Source organism: Curtobacterium sp. BNK-1 (assembly GCF_048685235.1).
Lineage (GTDB): Bacteria > Pseudomonadota > Gammaproteobacteria > Enterobacterales > Enterobacteriaceae > Pantoea > Pantoea agglomerans.
The window spans coordinates 413,920-431,887 of sequence record NZ_JBLQTJ010000004.1; the positions used below are offsets into that span (position 1 = coordinate 413,920).

Sequence of the window (17,968 nt, forward strand, 5' to 3'; positions counted from 1 at the left end):
GGTGTCTGCCTGGCCTTAGCGGCGTCGGGTATGATCAATATTGAGCCGCTCTGCCGCCCGCACCAGATCGGTGAGCGACCGCGCCTTCATCTTCTCCATCACCCGCCGCTTGTGAACTTTAGCTGTGATCTCACTGACGCCCATTTCGGCGGCGATCTGCTTATTCAGCAGGCCGCTAATCGCCAGCAGCATGACCTCGCTTTCACGCGGTGTCAGGGTCTGATGTCGCTCCAGTATCTCCCTTCGCTCCTCGGAAGAGGCCATATTCTGCCCGGCGATTTGTAAGGCTTCTGCAACCGCCTGCAAAATACGATCGGGATCGACAGGTTTAGTCAGAAACTCATAAGCACCGGTTTTCATCGCCCGCACTGTGACCGGAATAGTCCCGAAGCCGGTTAAGAAGATAGTGGGAATGGCGTAGCCACGATCGATCAATGCCTGTGCGACATCAAATCCATCTGCACCAGGCAGATTAATATCCAGAATCAGGCAACAGGGAAGGGGAGTAAAAGCGTGAGCCAGGAAATCATCAGCCGATGAAAAAGAGATAACCGTGTAATCGTCGGCAGTGAGCAGATTACGCAGTGCAGCAGTCACAGCAGCGTCGTCGTCAACGATATAAACGATGGGATTCATAGGGACCTCGTTTCAGCCAGGTATTTACTGATAATTTAATTAAGCATGACGCGTAAAGAGGCCCTGATGAGAAAGCGTCGGGCAGGGTTAACAGGATATTACCATAACAGTTATCATTATCATCTTATAATTATCAGCTTGTTAAAATTAAGATAAATGGCTGATAGGTATGACTAAAATGTGAGCGTCAACTCTGGGGTGGAGCGCCACTGTTCTGGGCGTAAATGCTGATAACTGTCATTTGATCGACATAGCTATGCCATAAATTGTTCGCTCACTCACGGGCAGGAGAATAGTCCCGTTTAATAGCTAAAATAATCCATAAACCCGTTATCCAGATTAAATCGTTTCAGCCTGATATGTACCGGAATAAGTTAGTGGCGGTACGTAATTAATTCGGAAGTAGTCTGTTAACTCGCGGCGGTCCTGATAATTAATTTGCCTGAGGGCAAAACGACGGATTGATAAGCGTACCGATCTTTACCCTGCGTCTTATAGCGAAAGAATATAGTTGATTATATAGTTACAACATACATTATGCTTGGTTATTAACCCTCAACTTCACCATTGTGCGGCCAGTGCTTATCAACGCGAAGCCTCTGTGCCAGATTCTGACGATCAGCCGGGTAAAACCTGACCCGTATTTAGCCGGTAAGAAGTCATTACATTTAAAAAAGCCTTATCTGTCAGCAAGTAACCTTGATAAGCGTAGCGGTATTCATGGCGTGGCTGCTAATCCTCACTAAGCTTGTGAAGCAACCCTTTAAATAGAGGGAGATTTTCCATTCGGTAGATCGTCGCAATGTCGTCATGAGGCTTATATGAGTCAAAATTACTGCACCATTATCTACAATGGTGAACGGTTAAAAGGGTTAGCTGATCAACCGCTAATCGATTTTCTGGATGCTCAAGGGAAAAAACTACCTCATGTCTGTTACCACCCGGCGTTGCCACCGCTGCAAAGTTGTGATGTCTGCTGGGTAGATGCCAACGGCGAGCGGGTTCGCGGCTGCACGCTCCGCACTGAAGAGGGGCTGGAGGTGCAGAGTGAAGGCAGTGCGCTTAAGGCCGCGCAGCAGGAGGGAATGGATCGGCTTCTCAATCGTCATGAGCTTTACTGTACCGTCTGTGAGCACAACACCGGCGACTGCACGCTACATAATGCCGTGGCTGATATGCACATTCCGATTCAGTACTATCCTCATGAGCCCAAGCCCTACGCGAAAGATCATTCCAATCCTTTTTACACCTACGATCCTGACCAGTGCATCTTATGCGGTCGCTGTGTCGAAGCGTGTCAGAATGTCGAGGTCAATGAGACGCTGTCGATTGACTACACCCAGGCGCATCCTCGCGTGCTCTGGGATGGCGGAACGGAAATCGCCGGTTCCAGCTGCGTTAGCTGCGGACATTGCGTCACAGTTTGCCCATGCAATGCGCTGCTGGAAAAAACCATGCAGCCAGACGCAGGCCCCTTTACCGCGATGGATGAAGGGCTGAAGCGTCCGCTGATCGACTTTGTTAAAACTCTGGAAAATAGTATCGGCATGGAGCCGATTACCGGCGTTTCGAAAATCGATGTGGCGCTGCGCCAGTCGGAGATCAAACGCACCAAAACCGTTTGCACCTATTGCGGTGTAGGCTGCAGCTTTGAAATCTGGACCCGTGACCGCCATATCCTGAAAGTTCAGCCGGTCGCCGAAGCCCCAGCCAACGGCATCTCGACCTGCGTTAAAGGTAAGTTCGGCTGGGACTTCGTCAACAGCCCGGAGCGCCTGACTACGCCGTTGATCCGCGAGAATGGTCGTTTCCGGCCTGCCAGCTGGGATGAAGCACTTCAGCGGGTTACCGAAGGATTACAGGGTATCGCTCAGAATTATGGAGGCGATGCGATTGGCTTTATCGGCTCCAGCAAGGCCAGCAATGAAGAAGCCTATCTGACCCAAAAAATCGCCCGTTTAATTTTTGGCACCAACAACGTTGATAACTCCTCGCGCTATTGTCAGAACCCGGCCACAGAAGGGCTGTTCCGCACGGTGGGCTACGGCGGAGATGCCGGGACGATTGAGGATCTGCAACAGACCGATTTGATCGTGCTGGTCGGCAGCAACCTGGCCGAGAACCATCCGGTCATTGCTTCTCACATCAAACAGAGCCACAAACATCGCGGTCAGAAACTGCTGGTCGTTGATCCGCGCCGTCATGAAATGGCGGAACGTGCTGACTGCTATCTGCGCATCCGACCGGGTACTGACCTGGTCTGGGCCTCGGCGATGGCAAAATATATGTTCGATCACGGTTATGCGGATGAGGCTTTTCTGGCCCAGCGGGTCAACCAGGTTGATGAGTACCGCGCCTCACTCGCTCCCTTTACGCTGGCCTTTGCCAGTGAGACATGTGGACTGAGTGAATCAGAACTGATTGAAGCAGCGGAAATGATCGGCCAGGCGGGCAGTGCCTGTGTGTTGTGGGCGATGGGAATTACCCAGCACAGCCACGGGGCAGACACCAGTACGGTGCTGTCGAACCTGCTGCTGGTCACCGGCAACTATGGCCGGCCTGGCACCGGCGGTTATCCGATGCGCGGACACAACAACGTACAGGGCGCCAGCGACTTTGGCTGCCTCAGTAATCTCTATCCCGGCTATGAAAAAGTCACTGACCCAGCGGTGCGCGAAAAATGGGCGCGTGCCTGGGGCGTCTCGCCTGAAGCGCTTTCCGATCAGCCTGGTGCAGATAATTTCAAAATGGTGCAGCAGGCCGGTGAAGGCAAGATTCGTGCAATGTATATCACCGGAGAAGAGACGGCGTTTGCGGATGCCGATGCCACTTCGGTGCATGCCGCCTTCAGCAAGCTGGAATTTATGGTGGTACAGGACATTTTCATGTCACGCACTGCCGAATTTGCCGATGTGGTGCTGCCCGGTGCGCCCAGCGTGGAGAAAGAGGGCACGTTTGTGAACACCGAACGGCGAATCCAGCACTTTTCACCCGCCATGAAGCCGCTGGGTGATAGTCGTCCCGACTGGGAGATCTTTACCGATCTCGCCGCCCGTCTCGGTCATCCGTGGCATTACCCGAACCCAGGCGCGATTATGGCGGAAGCGGCAGGCATCGCAGAGATTTTCGCGGGTGTTAGCTATGAGCAACTGGTCGGCTGGCAGTCCCAGCTCTGGCCCGTCAGCGCCGCAGGCGAAAGCACGCCGCGACTCTACACGGAACGGTTTAATTTCCCGGATGGCAAAGCGCGACTCTATCCGCTGAGCTGGCAACCGCCCGCCGAGCAGGAGGATTCACAGTATAATCTGCTGCTGAATAATGGCCGGATGCTGGAGCATTTCCAGTCGATGAATCAGACCGGGCAGGGTGGCCGCATGATGTCGCTGTCGCCAAATGCCTTTGTTGAGATCTCACCGGAGCTGGCCGCCGAGCGCGCGCTGAACGAAGGAGAGTGGGTACGCATTACCTCGCGGCGCGGATCGCTGGATGTGCCTGTTGTGATCACTGAGCGTGTAGCAGGCAACGTGCTGTTTATGCCGATTCATCATGGCAAAGATGGCGTCAACGCCCTGACTGGCGAACATCACGATCCCGACGTCAACACACCAGCTTATAAAGAGATTGCCGTAAATATGAAGCGCGTTGATCGCCGGTCGCAGCCTAATCCGGTGCCACTACACAACTTCCGTCACGGCAGTCGTACGCCGCTGGATCACCTGCCGATAGAGCAAAAATGGCAGCAGGCTGGCTATCGGGAACCGCCTGAACATGTCGAAAAACCGGAGAAATTCTAATGGCAGAAAGGATGAAATATCAGGTCCCGCCGACACCTACTGAGCCGACCGCCCGGGAAGCGATGGATGAGCTAATCGAAAATCTTCACCAGCACGGTTTTCTGCGGCTGGCGAACGACCTGGTTAAATCAAATAGCGAGGTGGGGAAAATCCTGGTTTCGGGCCTTAATCAGCCGGGTACGCAGAACGCGCTGCAGAATCTCTCGCTACTGATGATGACGCTGGGCAGCGTGCCGCCAGAACGGTTTAATCATCTGCTGTTGGCCGTTCGCGATGCCGCGATGGCCGTTAAACCAGCACGCGATGAGGCCCGTCAGGAAAAAGCTGCGCCGGGCATCCGCGGCATTATCCGGTTACTCAATGATGAGGATCTGTGGCGCGGACTGCGCCCCATCTTCGCGGCGCTTGAAGTCTTCTCACAACAGATCGACCGTGAAGAGCAGAAGCCGATTACCCGCTTCAGTGGCAAGCCCACACGGGAGTAGTTCAGCCTGCGATCGTTCAGGATTGCGTGGGGGTGTAGATCAGATGACCGGCTACACCGCCCGCGCCGCCATCTTTTGGATGATTGATACCATCGGAGACCGGGACATCGGTGAAATCAAACGGCGAAACCCCCTCAAGGCAGGCGACATTCACCCCGAACTGATCGGGCTGTGAGCGGCTCTGATGAAAGGTGTAAATGCCGCAAACGGAACAGAAGTAGTGGCCCACCTCTTTGCTGTTGAAACGATACTCTGTGAGCTGCGCTTCACCGCGGGTCAGCTCCACTTTTGTCGCAAATACCACCACCGCGCCGCGCATCCGGCAAAACGAGCAGTTGCAGCGGCGCACCGTATTAAATCCATCCTTCAGCGTCACCCGGTACGCCACCGCGCCACAGTGGCATTGTGCTGTCATTTCATTTTGCATCGTGATCTCCTGTGTAGTAAAACCAGCCAGCTTTCAGCCTACGCCAAAGCCTGGGATTTGGCAGCATCGGGTGCGGATTTGTCGACCATTAGCACAGCCAGGGCAGGGTGCGTTCATCGGGTTCGTCTGCGACACGATTTATTTCATCACCCCGTATCAGACAGTAATAAGCGTCATCTCTTCCGCTTCAAACGCCTCAAGCAGTTCTTTATCGAGCTTCTCTTCCACGACGAGCGTTGAAATTTCACGGCATTTCGCCACGCTGAATCGCGCTACGGCAGGGATTTTATCCGCTGTCAGCCCGACAATGATCTGATTGCTTTGCGCCATGGCAACTTTCTTGAATTCGCAATCCGCATAGTTAAAACCGGTCAGACCGGCCTCCGGACTCATGGCACAGCCGCCAATAAACGCCTGATCAAACAGAATGCCCTGGATCTGGTTGATCGCGGTTTGCCCGACCGCGCCGCCGGTGCTCTTCTGTATCTGCCCGCCCAGCATAATCACCTCCGCAGCAGGATGGTTGATCAGTAGCGCAGCAATATCGGGTGCATTGGTGACGACGGTGATATTCAAATCTGGTGATAGCGCCTGTGCCAGCGCCAGATTGGTCGTACCGGCATCAATAAAGATGCAGCTATTGGTTTTCACCAGGCTGGCACAGCGCTGCGCGATCAGGGCTTTTGCTGCGTGATCGTGAGCTTTCCGGCTGACAAAGCTGCCCGCCTCCTGCAGCTGTAACACCGCACCGCCATAGACCTTTTTACATAAACCCTCTTTACTGAGTTCATGGAGATCGCGGCGGATAGTGTGCTCTGACACGGCCAATTGCCTTGCAAGGTCAGCGCAGACCACCCGTCCTTTGTCCTGCAATATCTCACGAATCAGCGCTTGTCGCTGCTGCGGGAAAGCTGCATAATCGAGCATATAAACCTCAAAATATTCATAATCGAGCTATAGTGAGCATAATCGTTCACTGCCGGGCAGGGAGTCAATAGCGATCTCTCAGTCCTGTCAGCTCTCCACGACATCCCTCAAAGGAATGCAATGGCTAATAACGTCTCTTCCACGCTGGCAACACGCATCATCTTTTTTATAGCCGGATTTATCACCGCGACCTGGGCGGTGATTGTGCCTTTCGCCCGCAGCAATACCGGGGTTAATGAGGCGCAGCTCGGCACCTTGCTGCTTTGTCTTGGCGTCGGCGCGCTGATTGCGATGCCGGTGACGGGCTGGCTGACCAGCCGCTTTGGCTGCCGCCGGGTGATTCTGGTCGCTGTCGCGCTGGTCATCATCAGTACGCCATGGCTATCGGTGCTGAGCAACCCGCTGTTGCTGGCGCTGGCGTTGCTGGTTTTTGGCGTCGGCATCGGAGTAACCGACTGCGCCATGAACATCCAGGCGATCCTGGTGGAGAAGCAGGCGGAAAAGCCAGTCATGTCAGGCTTTCACGGCATGTATAGCGTGGGCGGCATTGCCGGCGCGGGCTTTATGACGCTGCTACTGGCGATGGGTTTTAGCGTGCTGACCGGCTGTTTGCTGGCGGTCGCGGCGGTGATTATCATGACGCTGGTCAGCGCATCGGGCTTACTCACCTACGCGAACCCCGCTGAAGGCCCGGTGTTTGCTGTTCCGCGCGGCAGCGTACTGATTATCGGCATCATCTGCTTTGCCGTCTTCCTGACCGAAGGCACCGTGCTGGACTGGAGTGCTGTCTATCTGACCGACGTCCGGGCCATTCCGGCGTCACTGGGCGGACTGGGCTATACCTGCTTTGCCATTGCGATGACCGTGGCGCGTCTGACGGGGGACCGGATTATCTCATCGCTGGGACGTTTACCGGTTGTGCTGGGCGGCGCACTGATTGCCGCCGCTGGCATGGCGATGGTGACCTTTATCGCCTCCTGGCCGATGGCGTTGCTGGGCTACACCCTGGTCGGCGCAGGCTGCGCCAATATCGTGCCGGTAATGTTCTCCGCCGCCGGACGTCAGACGGTGATGCCGCAGGCGGTCGCCGTGCCTGCCATTACTACTCTGGGCTATCTGGGGGTCCTGAGCGGGCCAGCCGTGATTGGCTACGTGGCGCATTACACGCATCTCGCTTTCTCATTTTCACTGATTATGGCGCTGATGCTGGTTGTCGGTGCGGTCTCTCTGACCCTGGACCTGGGCCGTAGCCGCGCGGGGGAAAATGCATAAAATTACCCAGTTCGCGCTCCTGAAAGAATTTCATTGAACGGGGCGCAAAGTCATCTTCAGGAGGAACGGAAGCGGCCTGCCATTACTCTCCCAGCCTGACCCAGCGGCGGCCTGTCAGCACCGTCAGCGCGACGATGGTGATGCCCGCAGCCAGATGCATAGAAAAATCGATGGCGTGCAGATGGGTATCGTGGCACAGCGACAGCAGCATCGATGAGGTAAACGCACTGCCGCAGCCGCTCAGCGCCAGACTGCGCGCGGGATAGAGGGATCGGGTGCGCTGCAGGGCGAAGACGGACATCAGCATCATCGGGACACTGGCCGACAGCATAAACAGATAACAGTGCATCCCTTCACCCAACCGGTTCGCGCCCGATGGCGGTGCTGAAGATGACATATTGATCAGATTCAGCACCAGCCACATCATCGCCATCAGCAGCGGCCAGCGCAGGCTGATCGGTTTTCTGCCTGCAATACTCAGCGTAAAGGCTGCCGCCAGCGTGCTGCCCGCGATGATGAGTGACAGCAGCAGGGCAACCAGCGCAAAAAACGCGCCAGGCTGCGACCAGTCAGTGAAACGGCTGTGAAATGCCCAGCTGGTCAGCGCGCCACAGGGCAGGGCAAGGGCAATCCAGCCCGCGACACGCCAGGCGGTAGGCCAGACGCGCTGCACCGGCTGGGCAGACGCGCTGAGCTGATTAATTAACTGGTCATGATTTCTCATGATGACCCCGTCCATATTTACGAAGGTTGACCATTGCGCGATGCAACAGAGATTTAACCGCAGAGAGCGACTGATTAGTTTCAGCTGCTGCCTGCGCCAGGCTCTGCTCGCGCAGATGCACGGATTCGACGATCTCCCGCTGGCGTTGCGGAAGGTTATCCAGATAACCGGAGAGGATATCCGTATCGGCTGAGGACTCTGCACTTGCAGCGGGTTGTCGTTGCAGCTCTTCCTCATCCTGTACTTCCTGGCGACGGCCGCGATGGCGCATCGCATCAATGGCCCGGGCAGAGGCGATGGCAGCAACCCAGGGGAGTATCGGACGCTGCGGATCGTAGGTATGCCGCACCCGATGGATCGCCAGCAGCGTCTCCTGAATCACATCCTCGACCAGTCCCTCATCACGGATTTTTTTGCATACCAGTGCCCGGATGGCCGGAACCATCGCTTTCAGTAACTGGTTATAGGCAGCTCTGTCACCCGCCTGCGCCCGGGCCATTAATGCTGGCCACTGCTGTGCGCGTTGATCAGTTTCTGGCATCGATCATCAGCAGTTCATCACGCTGTCGCCGCGCCCTGGCCACGCGCCAGGCAATCGTTTCATCAGTAATCTCAGGATTTATTTCCTTTTTCTGTTGCCTGATTCAGCGCTGAAATCACAATGCCAGGCGTCAGCACCTGGGGCAGTACCTCAGGTTTACCGCCGTCAGCCGGATAGACCACGTAGAGCGGTAATCCACCGCGTCCGAAATCGCTCAGCGCCTGTTCAACATCGGGATTGTATTTGGTGGAATCCGCGACCATATAAATGGTGTTGGTTCGCGCCATCGCCGCTTTTACCGCCTGCGTCGAAAGCGAAGTACGATCGTTAACCTGGCAGGTAATACACCATGATGCGGTAAAGTTCACCAGTATTGGTTTGCCCTGACCTTTGATGGCATCAACGTTCTGGGGCGACCAGGCCACAGCGGCGGCAGCCTGTGAGGCGGTTGCCGTTTCAGCCGGAGCTTCGGCAAACCTGTTCAGGTTCAGTAACGGCACTACGACCAGCGCCAGGAAGAATGCGGTCGCCACATGCAGCACCCAATGACGCTGTCCCATCATACGGCGTTTCTGCGCCATGCCATACAGCCAGGCGGCGAAACTAAACAGTAAACAGCAGGCCAGAATGGCAGCCAGCGCCGCCGATCCCGCCTGACGTTCAAGTACCCAGATCAGCCAGCCCACCGCGCCCAGCATGGGAAACGCCAGCCCCTGCTTTAAGGTGATCATCCAGGCACCCGGTTTTGGCAAAATTCGCGCCAGCACCGGGAAGAATGAGATGAGGGTGAAGGGCGCAGCAAAGCCCAGCGCCAGTGAAATAAAGATCACCAGACTGATCAGTGGAGGCTGGGTAAGCGCATAGCCTACCGCGCTGGCCATAAAGGGCGCGCTGCAGGGAGTCGCGACAATGATGGCCAGCGCACCAGTCAGAGCTGAACCGACTAAACCACCGCGATCGCCTCCCACTTCGCCAACCCGCTGTACCGATAATCCTACTTCAAACAGACCGAGCAGGTTCAGCGCCGACCCAAGCATCACCAGAATCAGTGCGGCGATGACCAGCGGCGATTGCAGCTGGAATCCCCAGCCCACCGATGCACCGCCCGCCCTGGCCAGCAACAGAACTGCGGTCAGAGCGACCATCGTCACGACTACGCCCAGCAGAAAGGCCAGGCCTTCGGCTCTGGCGTGGGAAGGTGATTCGTGATGGCGGATCAGGCTCAGTGCTTTCAGCGAGATCACCGGAAACACGCAGGGCATGAGGTTCAGAATAATGCCGCCAAGGAAGGCGGCTGCAATCGCAGTCAGCATGATGTACCTGCTCTGAAGATGAAGTTATGCCGGATTGGCCTGACGGTATTTTTTAACGGCATCCATCGCTTTCTGGATATGCGTATCAGGATTTTTATCGGTGAAGCTCAGCAGGATTTTGCCATCGGGCGCAATCACGTAAGAGGTACGGTCTGAAAGCTTCTGACCTTTCATCTCCATGGTGCTCTTATATTCTGCCGCCACTTTGGCACCGGGATCGGCTGCGACGGTGAATTTGTCACGGCATTCAAGCTGCGAGAATTTCGCAATCTGATCGGTATTGCCCGCCGTCACGCCAATGACGGTCGCACCCTGCTTTTTAAATTCATCGGTCGCTTCAGCAAAATCGTGTGCTTCCAGCGTACAGCCTGCACTGAAAGCAGCAGGGAAGAAGTAGAGGACAACCGGGCCTTTCTGCAGCGCCTGTTGCAATGAGAAGGTGGTCGATTTACCGGCCAGCGCGGCTTCCAGTTTAAAGTCCGGTGCTTTTTCACCGACCTGTAACGCTGCAAAAGCAGATGTTGCCGGAACACTCAGTGCCAGCAGCGTAGCGACGGCCAGGGTTTTCAGGGTGTTTTTCATTGGCTTTACTCTCTCCATTGACGAACAGACGGAGTTGTCTGACGTCCCTGATAACAGGTTCGTTTAAAAATGGAAAAAGTTGCGCGTTTGAAGATTTTTTTTAAATTATTTTTTAAATAGCGCTTCATCCGCCGTCGTTATCAGATCCCTCTTTTTGAGCTGAATCGAATAAAGCTAATGTCAGCAAATTTCACCTGATTCGCTGTAGTTATTCTTCTCTGGCCTGTAATCACTGTGATTTGGTCCACAATAATAGGTCTAATTCCCTTCCTTTTCTCAACAGGTGAGCATCATCACGTTTATCTTCAGTCCCATTAAGTAAATTTCCCTTACGGAATGAAAAAACGATTCAGCCAATGGGATGACTTATGAAGATTAAACTGGCGTTAACGGTACTGGCAGTGCTGGTTTCAGGTTCTGCAGCGGCGAAAACCTGGGTGCTGACGAGTGCTGAACAGGGCACCGAGCAGGGAAACTGGAAGATTTCCAGCAGTGAGCTGAAGTCTCAGGGCAAACCGTTCAGCATCGAACAGAAAGTCCTGCATGGCGGCAAGCAGGAAGGCAGTAAAATAGTGACGATCCGCAGCGAGGATGGCCTGACCATCACGCTAAGCCCGACACGTGGCATGAATTTACTGCGTGTTGAAGGCTTTGGCACCCGTATGGGCTGGGATTCACCGGTTAAAGAGGTCGTCAATCCTGCCTTCATCAATCTTGAGAGCCGCAACGGTCTGGGCTGGCTGGATGGTTTCAACGAGATGATGGTGCGCTGCGGCTACGAATGGACCGGCCATCCGGTCACCGATGAAGGCCGAATCTATACGCTGCACGGTAAAGCGGGTAATACGCCGGTTTCTCAGCTGGAAGTTGAAGTGGCCGATACGGCACCACACGAAATCCGTATTCGCGGCCTGATTAAAGAGAGCACCTTTAAGAAAGCTGATTTGCAGACCATGACCGAGCTGCGTTATGTGCCAGGCAGCAACAGTTTCAGCCTGCATGATGTGTTAACCAACCACGCCGACTATCCGCACGATTACCAGATCATCTATCACAGCAACTTCGGCAAACCTATTCTTGAAGAGGGCGCACGCTTCCTGGCGCCGATGTCCGGCATCAGCCCGTTCAATGACTACGCGAAAGCCGGGTTAAAAGAGTGGCAGACCTATAAAGGTCCGACCAAAGACTTCGATGAGATGGTGTTCAACATCAAGCCACTTTCAGACAGCAATCATCAGACCGTCGCTGCGGTGATAAATAAAGCGGGCAACAGCGGCGCATCCATTCAGTTCGATACGCGTCAGCTCCCGATGCTGACCTTATGGAAAAATACCGACACCCTGAAACAGGGCTACGTGACCGGCATCGAACCTGGTACCAGTTACGCCTATCCGGTCACCATTGAACGTGAACAAAAACGTGTGAAGCAACTGCAACCGGGTGCCAGTACGGCATTTGATCTGACTTACACCTTGCTGCACAGCAGCGAGCAGGTTAATGACGTTGAGAAACGCATTAAGGGCATTCAGGGCGACACGAAGATTGATGTGAGCGAGACGCCAATAGCGAAAGAGTAACTGGAATGAATGAAATCCCGATGACGTGAAGTCGCGTGTCGGGATTTTTTTTAGATTTGAGAACGGATTTTATGACTTACAGGCTGCCGCGCCATGGATATTGCTGGTCGTGAGCGGCACCATAAAACAGAAGCAGACGGATAAATAATCACTGATTTTGCAAATTTGAAGACCTGGATCGTGTAAGAGGACGCATTCGTACGTTGTGGCAGATTACAAATATGTCTTCATTTATCACAGCAAGGCATCAATGATGTTCAGAACAGTGTTTATAGCAGCATCGGTATTACTTTTCTGCTGGCAGGTCCAGGCATCCCCGGGTTTTCGCCAGATGACAGTGTCAGACACCCAGAGAGAGCCTCTGAAAGTAGCGGTATGGTATCCGGCGATTCAGAATGGAGTAAGTGAAACTGTTGGAGAAAATGTCGCTTTTGTCGGCGTTGAGATTATCCGTAACGCCACACCCGTTTCGGGAACGCATCCACTTGTAGTGATTTCACATGGATTTAATGGAAGCTGGAAAAATCTTTCCTGGCTTGCTGCAGCGTTGGCCGCTCAGGGATACATTGTGGCTGCGCCTGATCACCCCGGTACGACAATCTTTAATCATAATCCTGAAGACACCAGAAAACTATGGCGTCGTCCTGGTGAAATATCCCGGGTAATTGATTTCGTCGGTCGATCTTCTGACTTATCTGGCGCAGTAGATGATAAGCGCATTGCGGCTATTGGGCATTCTCTTGGAGGCTGGACAGTCATGTCGCTGGCTGGAGCGCGTTTTGATCCTTCGTTGTTCCTGAATGACTGTCAGCAGCATGTCCTTCGCGGTGACTGTAAGCTGACGACCAAACTTGGAATAGATGACGTTACTGCGCATAAACTTTTGTCATCTGACAATCTTGATACAAGAATCAAAGCCGTCGTGACACTTGATGCTGGATTAGCGCCAGGTTTTACCCCTGCTAGCCTGAGCAAAATTAACATACCCGTGCTTATTCTCGCGGCCCGTAATGACAAGCTGGGTCAGTTGCCTGCTTCTGAGGAATCTGAGTATCTTGCTGATAAAATGCGCGGATCATTGCGACAATTCAGTATCATCAAGGGGGCGACTCATTTCAGTTTTATGCAGTTATGTAAACCAGGTGCAGAGAAACTTATTGACGATGAAACGCCGGGCGATGGCATTGTTTGTCAGGACGACAAGGGTGCTAGCCGATCAGAACTACATCAACTGATAACGACTAAAATCACACTTTTTCTGAATTCTGCACTGAGTTATCACGCGCCTGCTGACGAAATAGACTAGGGGAGAGGCCTGAAAGGCGCTGGAATTCACGATTGAAATTAGACTTAGTCATGAATCCGCACTCCAGCATGATATGAGTAACGGGCAAAGAAGTGTTAAGCAGTAGCTCTTTTGCCCGTTCAACCCTGAAACCATTGATCCACTGCGATACATTACACTGTTTAACCGAGTTAACGGCTGCAGAGAAATTACGGGCGGGTATGCCGGTTTTCCTTGCCAGTAGAGCAAGCGTCAAATCGGGATTCAGGTAGAGCTCTGTTTCATGGACCTGTTTTTCGAGCATCATATATAACTCAGTCATATCTGCCGCTGGAGCTTGATCATCGATCTTGTCTGTTTTTTGCCCGATAACAGGTTCAAAGCGCTGGGATGAGTTTAAAAAGCCGAAAATAATCGTGCCGACAATGGGCAAGAGCGCAAGTTGAGTGATGAGGATGATCGAAGTGGCATGTTTTCCACCGCTGATACCAAAGTCAGTTGCAATGAGAACGTCTGTCAGCGCGGAGAGACACAGAAAGCCGCCTGCGAAAAAAGTCAAAGTAGGATGCTGAGCTATTGCGCCCAGAGTATTGAGCCTTATAGGTTTTCCACTAATCACTGCTTTTCTTAGCAGGGCGAATCCATAGCTGAAATAAAGCATACTGAGGATGAAGTCAGTAGCAGGTGCCCATACCAGCCTGATCACTAGCGATACTATTGCGGGTACAAGCAAAATCAGTAAGTCATGTTTACGTCTTTCTTCGCTTAGCGGGACGAAACTGTGCCATGCAATGGCAGGTAAAAACATTGCCAACACACTCTGCACATTTCTCAAAATCTCAGAGTCATACTCCCAGCGGATCGTATTAATCGAAATAAGAACGATACAGGCAGAAAGAAAACGCAGCGTGCCGTTGTTACGTTGTTTTCCGGAATAGATTGTTGCCATCAGCAACAGCAGAGCAAGAAGTGTAATGACAGGAAAAGGCACTGAGAGCATGGGTGCAGAACCAGAGCAGCAAATTTCCTGAATGATTACACAATTGCCTGCGGGTTGTCTTGTTTGACAGGGGGCGTTAAATGCAGGGCTGGAGCTTCCATAAAGCGAGATTTCGCCACTATTTCAGCATTATCAAACTGATTAGCAGCAGACAGGATAAGAGGGGATGACTACGTTATCGTTAATTTAACATAAGATAGATTATGCGCACTTAAGGCAAGGCGGTAACATAGAGGCTAAAGCTCTAAGCTAACCTTATCCGGGCGCTTCAGACAACCTGCTGAAGCCCCTTGTATAACGGCCTCTGGTGCGGAATTTTCACGATCAATAAAGCCGTCACCTCACCACCACTGTATCTCTCACGGCGATCGGTTCAGGATAGACAGTGGCGATGATCGCTGGTTTAAGAGCACGCTGTTGCTCTCAATCCGTCGCGCCCTGACACACTGCGAATCGACAGCATCTACGGCTTAGGGAACGAAGTCTCGTGCAGATGTCGCCACAAAATCTTGCCAGCATTATTTACCTCGAACACAACCGTAGAAAACCGCAGTGTGGCCTCCTGGCCCGGAAGCTGCTGCAACTCCTTATATACCACAGTGGCGTTTCCTTCACTCTCAGCAACCATCTGCATGTCGCAGATATCAATCGCTAAACCCGGACGTGCACCGCGCTGAGTGCGGAAAAACCCATTTAGTGTCGTGAAATCCAGTAAGGCACCGCCCGGTGTCACCATGGAATATGCAGGACTAAAACGCGCTAAAAGTTCCTCACAAACCTCATCATGTGCTTCTTTGTTACCCAGCCAGTTGCGAATCAATTCGTGGGCGTCCAGTACTTCCTTAAAATAACGGTTCATTTTTGGTCCCCTTTAAGCATAAAAATAACCTTCTGATTTGAAATGCGTAAACAGCACAGAAGCGGAATCACAGCGCTGAATGCCGCTATAACAAAACAGAGGTGATAAGCGTGTTCTTCAGGCATGCCGCTATTCGCAATCAGGTTGAACAGCAGGCTGACCAGCGTAACGCCGAGACAAAAACTGAGCTGGCGATTGATATTCCAGAGTGCGCTGGCATCAGCAAGTTCGCTGTCGGTGATGTGAATAAAAGCAGAACTCTGAGCCGTGCTGCTACACAGGCTGCCGCCAAATCCCATCAAGGCGAAAGCAAGTACAAAGACTAAGCTGTCCGATGTCTGGCCAGTCAGCGCCAGCAGGCCAATACCCAGCGCCTGAAACAGACACCCGGTGATAAATAGCGGGCGTGGTCCCCAGAGGTTGAACGTCTTACCTGTCAGACTAATTGCCGCAAAGGAAGCCAGAGACCATGGCAGCATGAGCGCGCCGACATTGCTGGCATGCATACCCAATTGATTTTGCAGGTATAGCATAGTGATCATACTGACGCCGGTGAACACGCCTGGTATAAACTGATAGATCAGCATTGCGGTGTGTAAGAGCGGATCCTTTATCAGATGCAGGTTAATGAGTGGATGGCTTTTTCGAAGTGCGTCCCACACATAGCCCGCCAGAGTAAGGACGCCAGCAAGCAGCATCATCGCCCCCTGATAAAGCCTGTCAGCATCGCCCAGGTAAGTCAGCCCGAGAAGGATCAGCGTGAGCGCGGTACAACCACTGACTAAACCCACCAGGTCCAGCGGTTCAGATGAGTTCGCCGGTTTGTCTGCTTTGAGCCAGCATCCCGCCAGCAGCAATGCCGCAACCGCGAGCGGCAGGCTCACAAGAAAAACCCAGCGCCAGCTAAGGCTCTCAACCACTATTCCACCAACAGCTGGCGACAAGGCGGGTGCCAGCAATGCAATCAACATCACGACTGACGATAACTTCGCACGTTCATTGCTTCTGTATAACGCATAGGTCATCGTCTGACCGATGGGGATCAACAGTCCGCCGCCGATGCCCTGTATCCATCGGAAGGCGATGAGCTGAGAAACTGACGTTGATGCCCCCACACCACAGGTGCCCGCAATGAAAATAAGCAGTGAGAGCATGAACAGACGTTTTGCGCCCATGCGCCGTACCAGCCAGCTACTGAGCGGTATGACCAGCGTCAGGCCTAAGATGTAGCCATTACTGATCCATGCCAGCTGGTTAACGGGGGCATCAAAATGTCTGCCAATCTCTGGATAAGCAACATTGGCGATAAACATGTTGACCAGATCAATAAAAAATCCCAGCAAATAGACACTGGCAACGCGCACACGATAGCTCATTTTTTTCCCAGACAGATCAGCGTAAGGCGCGCAGTATAGGTGCTTAAATTATCGGGATAAATTCACTTTACGTTGTTACACTGTCAAAAATATTTTGACAGTAAGCTGTCGTTTAAGGGTTAACGATGATCAATATGCAACGGCTGGGGATCTTTGTCGCGGTAGTCGAGGCAGGCAGTTTTACAGGTGCAGCTCAGACACTCGGGTTAACTAAAGCCGTTGTGAGTTTCAATATTAAACATCTCGAAGAGGAGCTGGGTGTCTCGTTACTCATCAGGAGCACCAGACGCGTTTCAGCCACGGATACGGGTGAAAGATTTTATCATCGTTGCCTTCAGCTTCTACAGGATGCGGAAAGCGTATTAGAGGATGTGAGAAGTGATCACGCTGGATTAAGCGGGACACTCCGGATCACAACCACTCTGGAATATGGCGCTCGTGTTATCGTCCCTGCCCTGGCTGGCTTTGCAGCCCAACACCCACAGTTACGCATACATCACGCCTCATCATCAAAAAACGACGACCTGATTGCCGGCCGCTTTGATGTGGCGATACGACTTGGGCATCTTGCCGATTCCAGTCATCACGCCCGCCTTATCGATCAGTTTGATATCCTGGCGGTCGCTGCACCTTGTTATCTCAACAGCCTGAATGAAGCGTCTATCCGGGATCTTTCACATCTCGCGTCAGCAAAATGGATTGCGCATAGCCGTTTATCGACGCCACTCAGCTGGCAGGTGATCACGCCCGAAGGCGAGTCTGTGCTGATGAGCGCATTTCAGCCTGCCATGATCACGGCTGACAGTGCCTCTTCTTTGCTCGCTTTTACTTTAGCCGGTGCTGGCGTGGCGATTCTGCCCGCCTGGCTGGTACAGGATGAGATTGAAAAAGGTGGATTAGTACGGCTACTGCCCGATCATCAATTCCCCCGTCAGGGAATTTACGCGCTCTACCCTAATACTCGTCATGTGCCAGAAAAAGTACGCGCGTTTATAGATTTCCTGCATGAACGTTTGGCGCTCTACAGCAGAAAATAAGCGCATCCATCACATTATTCTGATGGGCTAACCGTTAATTTATCTCAACTGATTTAAATCCCATAAACTTTATTTTATGCAGGGCGGGAAGGTAAATATTTACTGTCTGGCTAATGACAATTCAGTTTAACGC

At 52.9% G+C, this 17,968-nt stretch carries 16 protein-coding genes; 6 read left to right on the plus strand and 10 right to left on the minus strand.

Features of this window, described 5'->3' with window-relative positions; translation table 11 throughout:
* Positions 1-15: 15 nt before the first annotated feature.
* Positions 16-636 (minus strand): response regulator transcription factor, encoded by a 621-nt coding sequence (locus ACMGGP_RS22370; RefSeq protein WP_033760375.1) that lies wholly within the window; start codon positions 634-636, stop codon positions 16-18.
* Between the two features lie 821 nt (positions 637-1,457).
* Between ACMGGP_RS22370 and fdhF the strand changes: the two genes are divergently transcribed.
* Together fdhF and ACMGGP_RS22380 are read left to right on the plus strand one after the other, a co-directional pair.
* Entirely contained in the window at positions 1,458-4,430 is a 2,973-nt protein-coding gene (gene fdhF, locus ACMGGP_RS22375; protein WP_498798927.1) for a formate dehydrogenase subunit alpha, read from the plus strand.
* On the plus strand, positions 4,430-4,915 hold the full coding sequence (locus tag ACMGGP_RS22380) for a helical membrane plugin domain-containing protein (RefSeq protein WP_050679362.1): 486 nt from the start codon (positions 4,430-4,432) through the stop codon (positions 4,913-4,915). The genes fdhF and ACMGGP_RS22380 overlap by 1 nt, the downstream gene beginning before the upstream one ends.
* Before the next feature lie 16 nt (positions 4,916-4,931).
* Here ACMGGP_RS22380 and ACMGGP_RS22385 read toward each other — a convergent pair whose 3' ends face one another.
* Both ACMGGP_RS22385 and ACMGGP_RS22390 read right to left on the minus strand, forming a co-directional pair.
* A complete protein-coding gene (locus ACMGGP_RS22385; RefSeq protein ID WP_033769017.1) occupies positions 4,932-5,342 on the minus strand; it encodes a GFA family protein in 411 nt (136 codons plus the stop codon).
* A 156-nt stretch (positions 5,343-5,498) separates the two neighbouring features.
* Positions 5,499-6,269: a DeoR/GlpR family DNA-binding transcription regulator gene (locus ACMGGP_RS22390; RefSeq protein WP_301248267.1), complete on the minus strand. Its 771-nt coding sequence runs from the start codon at positions 6,267-6,269 to the stop codon at positions 5,499-5,501.
* Between the two features lie 120 nt (positions 6,270-6,389).
* Between ACMGGP_RS22390 and ACMGGP_RS22395 the strand changes: the two genes are divergently transcribed.
* Positions 6,390-7,541, plus strand: a complete 1,152-nt coding sequence (locus ACMGGP_RS22395; protein WP_236352318.1) for an MFS transporter — start codon at positions 6,390-6,392, stop codon at positions 7,539-7,541.
* 82 nt (positions 7,542-7,623) lie between these two features.
* On the opposite strand, the gene ACMGGP_RS22400 is transcribed toward ACMGGP_RS22395, so the two are convergent.
* From ACMGGP_RS22400 to ACMGGP_RS22415, 4 genes are all read right to left on the minus strand, one after another.
* Positions 7,624-8,265 carry an NrsF family protein gene (locus tag ACMGGP_RS22400; RefSeq protein WP_191920312.1) on the minus strand — a complete coding sequence of 214 codons (642 nt, stop codon included), beginning with the start codon at positions 8,263-8,265 and terminating at the stop codon, positions 7,624-7,626.
* The gene (locus ACMGGP_RS22405; protein WP_236352317.1) at positions 8,252-8,806 is read right to left on the minus strand and encodes a sigma-70 family RNA polymerase sigma factor; all 555 of its coding nucleotides are present in this window, start codon (positions 8,804-8,806) and stop codon (positions 8,252-8,254) included. Before ACMGGP_RS22405 ends, ACMGGP_RS22400 begins: the two co-directional genes overlap by 14 nt.
* Before the next feature lie 71 nt (positions 8,807-8,877).
* A complete protein-coding gene (locus tag ACMGGP_RS22410) occupies positions 8,878-10,119 on the minus strand; it encodes a protein-disulfide reductase DsbD family protein (RefSeq protein ID WP_010247150.1) in 1,242 nt (413 codons plus the stop codon).
* 24 nt (positions 10,120-10,143) lie between these two features.
* Positions 10,144-10,701 carry a peroxiredoxin gene (locus tag ACMGGP_RS22415; RefSeq protein ID WP_010670341.1) on the minus strand — a complete coding sequence of 186 codons (558 nt, stop codon included), beginning with the start codon at positions 10,699-10,701 and terminating at the stop codon, positions 10,144-10,146.
* A gap of 368 nt (positions 10,702-11,069) precedes the next feature.
* Between ACMGGP_RS22415 and ACMGGP_RS22420 the strand changes: the two genes are divergently transcribed.
* Entirely contained in the window at positions 11,070-12,278 is a 1,209-nt protein-coding gene (locus ACMGGP_RS22420; protein ID WP_258996174.1) for an aldose 1-epimerase family protein, read from the plus strand.
* 205 nt (positions 12,279-12,483) lie between these two features.
* A complete protein-coding gene (locus tag ACMGGP_RS22425) occupies positions 12,484-13,584 on the plus strand; it encodes an alpha/beta hydrolase family protein (RefSeq protein ID WP_498798928.1) in 1,101 nt (366 codons plus the stop codon).
* On the opposite strand, the gene ACMGGP_RS22430 is transcribed toward ACMGGP_RS22425, so the two are convergent.
* From ACMGGP_RS22430 to ACMGGP_RS22440, 3 genes are all read right to left on the minus strand, one after another.
* On the minus strand, positions 13,526-14,563 hold the full coding sequence (locus ACMGGP_RS22430; RefSeq protein ID WP_346439756.1) for a helix-turn-helix domain-containing protein: 1,038 nt from the start codon (positions 14,561-14,563) through the stop codon (positions 13,526-13,528). The two genes, ACMGGP_RS22425 and ACMGGP_RS22430, sit on opposite strands and share 59 nt — an antisense overlap.
* 463 nt (positions 14,564-15,026) lie before the next feature.
* Complete coding sequence (locus ACMGGP_RS22435) at positions 15,027-15,422, minus strand: DUF4440 domain-containing protein (RefSeq protein WP_172609077.1); 396 nt, start codon at positions 15,420-15,422, stop codon at positions 15,027-15,029.
* Positions 15,419-16,798, minus strand: coding sequence for an MFS transporter (locus tag ACMGGP_RS22440; protein ID WP_346441549.1), 1,380 nt, complete (start codon positions 16,796-16,798; stop codon positions 15,419-15,421). The genes ACMGGP_RS22435 and ACMGGP_RS22440 overlap by 4 nt, the downstream gene beginning before the upstream one ends.
* A 125-nt stretch (positions 16,799-16,923) precedes the next feature.
* Between ACMGGP_RS22440 and ACMGGP_RS22445 the strand changes: the two genes are divergently transcribed.
* Positions 16,924-17,835 carry a LysR family transcriptional regulator gene (locus tag ACMGGP_RS22445; RefSeq protein WP_346439759.1) on the plus strand — a complete coding sequence of 304 codons (912 nt, stop codon included), beginning with the start codon at positions 16,924-16,926 and terminating at the stop codon, positions 17,833-17,835.
* Positions 17,836-17,968 lie beyond the last annotated feature (133 nt).

What these genes read in the sequence shown, in the direction of transcription:
- ACMGGP_RS22430 (WP_346439756.1), bottom strand. Translation starts at nt 14,563, where the DNA reads ATGCTCTCAGTGCCTTTTCCTGTCATTACACTTCTTGCTCTGCTGTTG.
- ACMGGP_RS22395 (WP_236352318.1), top strand. Translation starts at nt 6,390, where the DNA reads ATGGCTAATAACGTCTCTTCCACGCTGGCAACACGCATCATCTTTTTT.
- ACMGGP_RS22435 (WP_172609077.1), bottom strand. Translation starts at nt 15,422, where the DNA reads ATGAACCGTTATTTTAAGGAAGTACTGGACGCCCACGAATTGATTCGC.
- ACMGGP_RS22390 (WP_301248267.1), bottom strand. Translation starts at nt 6,269, where the DNA reads ATGCTCGATTATGCAGCTTTCCCGCAGCAGCGACAAGCGCTGATTCGT.
- ACMGGP_RS22400 (WP_191920312.1), bottom strand. Translation starts at nt 8,265, where the DNA reads ATGAGAAATCATGACCAGTTAATTAATCAGCTCAGCGCGTCTGCCCAG.
- ACMGGP_RS22415 (WP_010670341.1), bottom strand. Translation starts at nt 10,701, where the DNA reads ATGAAAAACACCCTGAAAACCCTGGCCGTCGCTACGCTGCTGGCACTG.
- ACMGGP_RS22420 (WP_258996174.1), top strand. Translation starts at nt 11,070, where the DNA reads ATGAAGATTAAACTGGCGTTAACGGTACTGGCAGTGCTGGTTTCAGGT.
- ACMGGP_RS22410 (WP_010247150.1), bottom strand. Translation starts at nt 10,119, where the DNA reads ATGCTGACTGCGATTGCAGCCGCCTTCCTTGGCGGCATTATTCTGAAC.
- ACMGGP_RS22440 (WP_346441549.1), bottom strand. Translation starts at nt 16,798, where the DNA reads ATGAGCTATCGTGTGCGCGTTGCCAGTGTCTATTTGCTGGGATTTTTT.
- ACMGGP_RS22370 (WP_033760375.1), bottom strand. Translation starts at nt 636, where the DNA reads ATGAATCCCATCGTTTATATCGTTGACGACGACGCTGCTGTGACTGCT.
- ACMGGP_RS22405 (WP_236352317.1), bottom strand. Translation starts at nt 8,806, where the DNA reads ATGCCAGAAACTGATCAACGCGCACAGCAGTGGCCAGCATTAATGGCC.
- fdhF (WP_498798927.1), top strand. Translation starts at nt 1,458, where the DNA reads ATGAGTCAAAATTACTGCACCATTATCTACAATGGTGAACGGTTAAAA.
- ACMGGP_RS22385 (WP_033769017.1), bottom strand. Translation starts at nt 5,342, where the DNA reads ATGCAAAATGAAATGACAGCACAATGCCACTGTGGCGCGGTGGCGTAC.
- ACMGGP_RS22445 (WP_346439759.1), top strand. Translation starts at nt 16,924, where the DNA reads ATGATCAATATGCAACGGCTGGGGATCTTTGTCGCGGTAGTCGAGGCA.
- ACMGGP_RS22380 (WP_050679362.1), top strand. Translation starts at nt 4,430, where the DNA reads ATGGCAGAAAGGATGAAATATCAGGTCCCGCCGACACCTACTGAGCCG.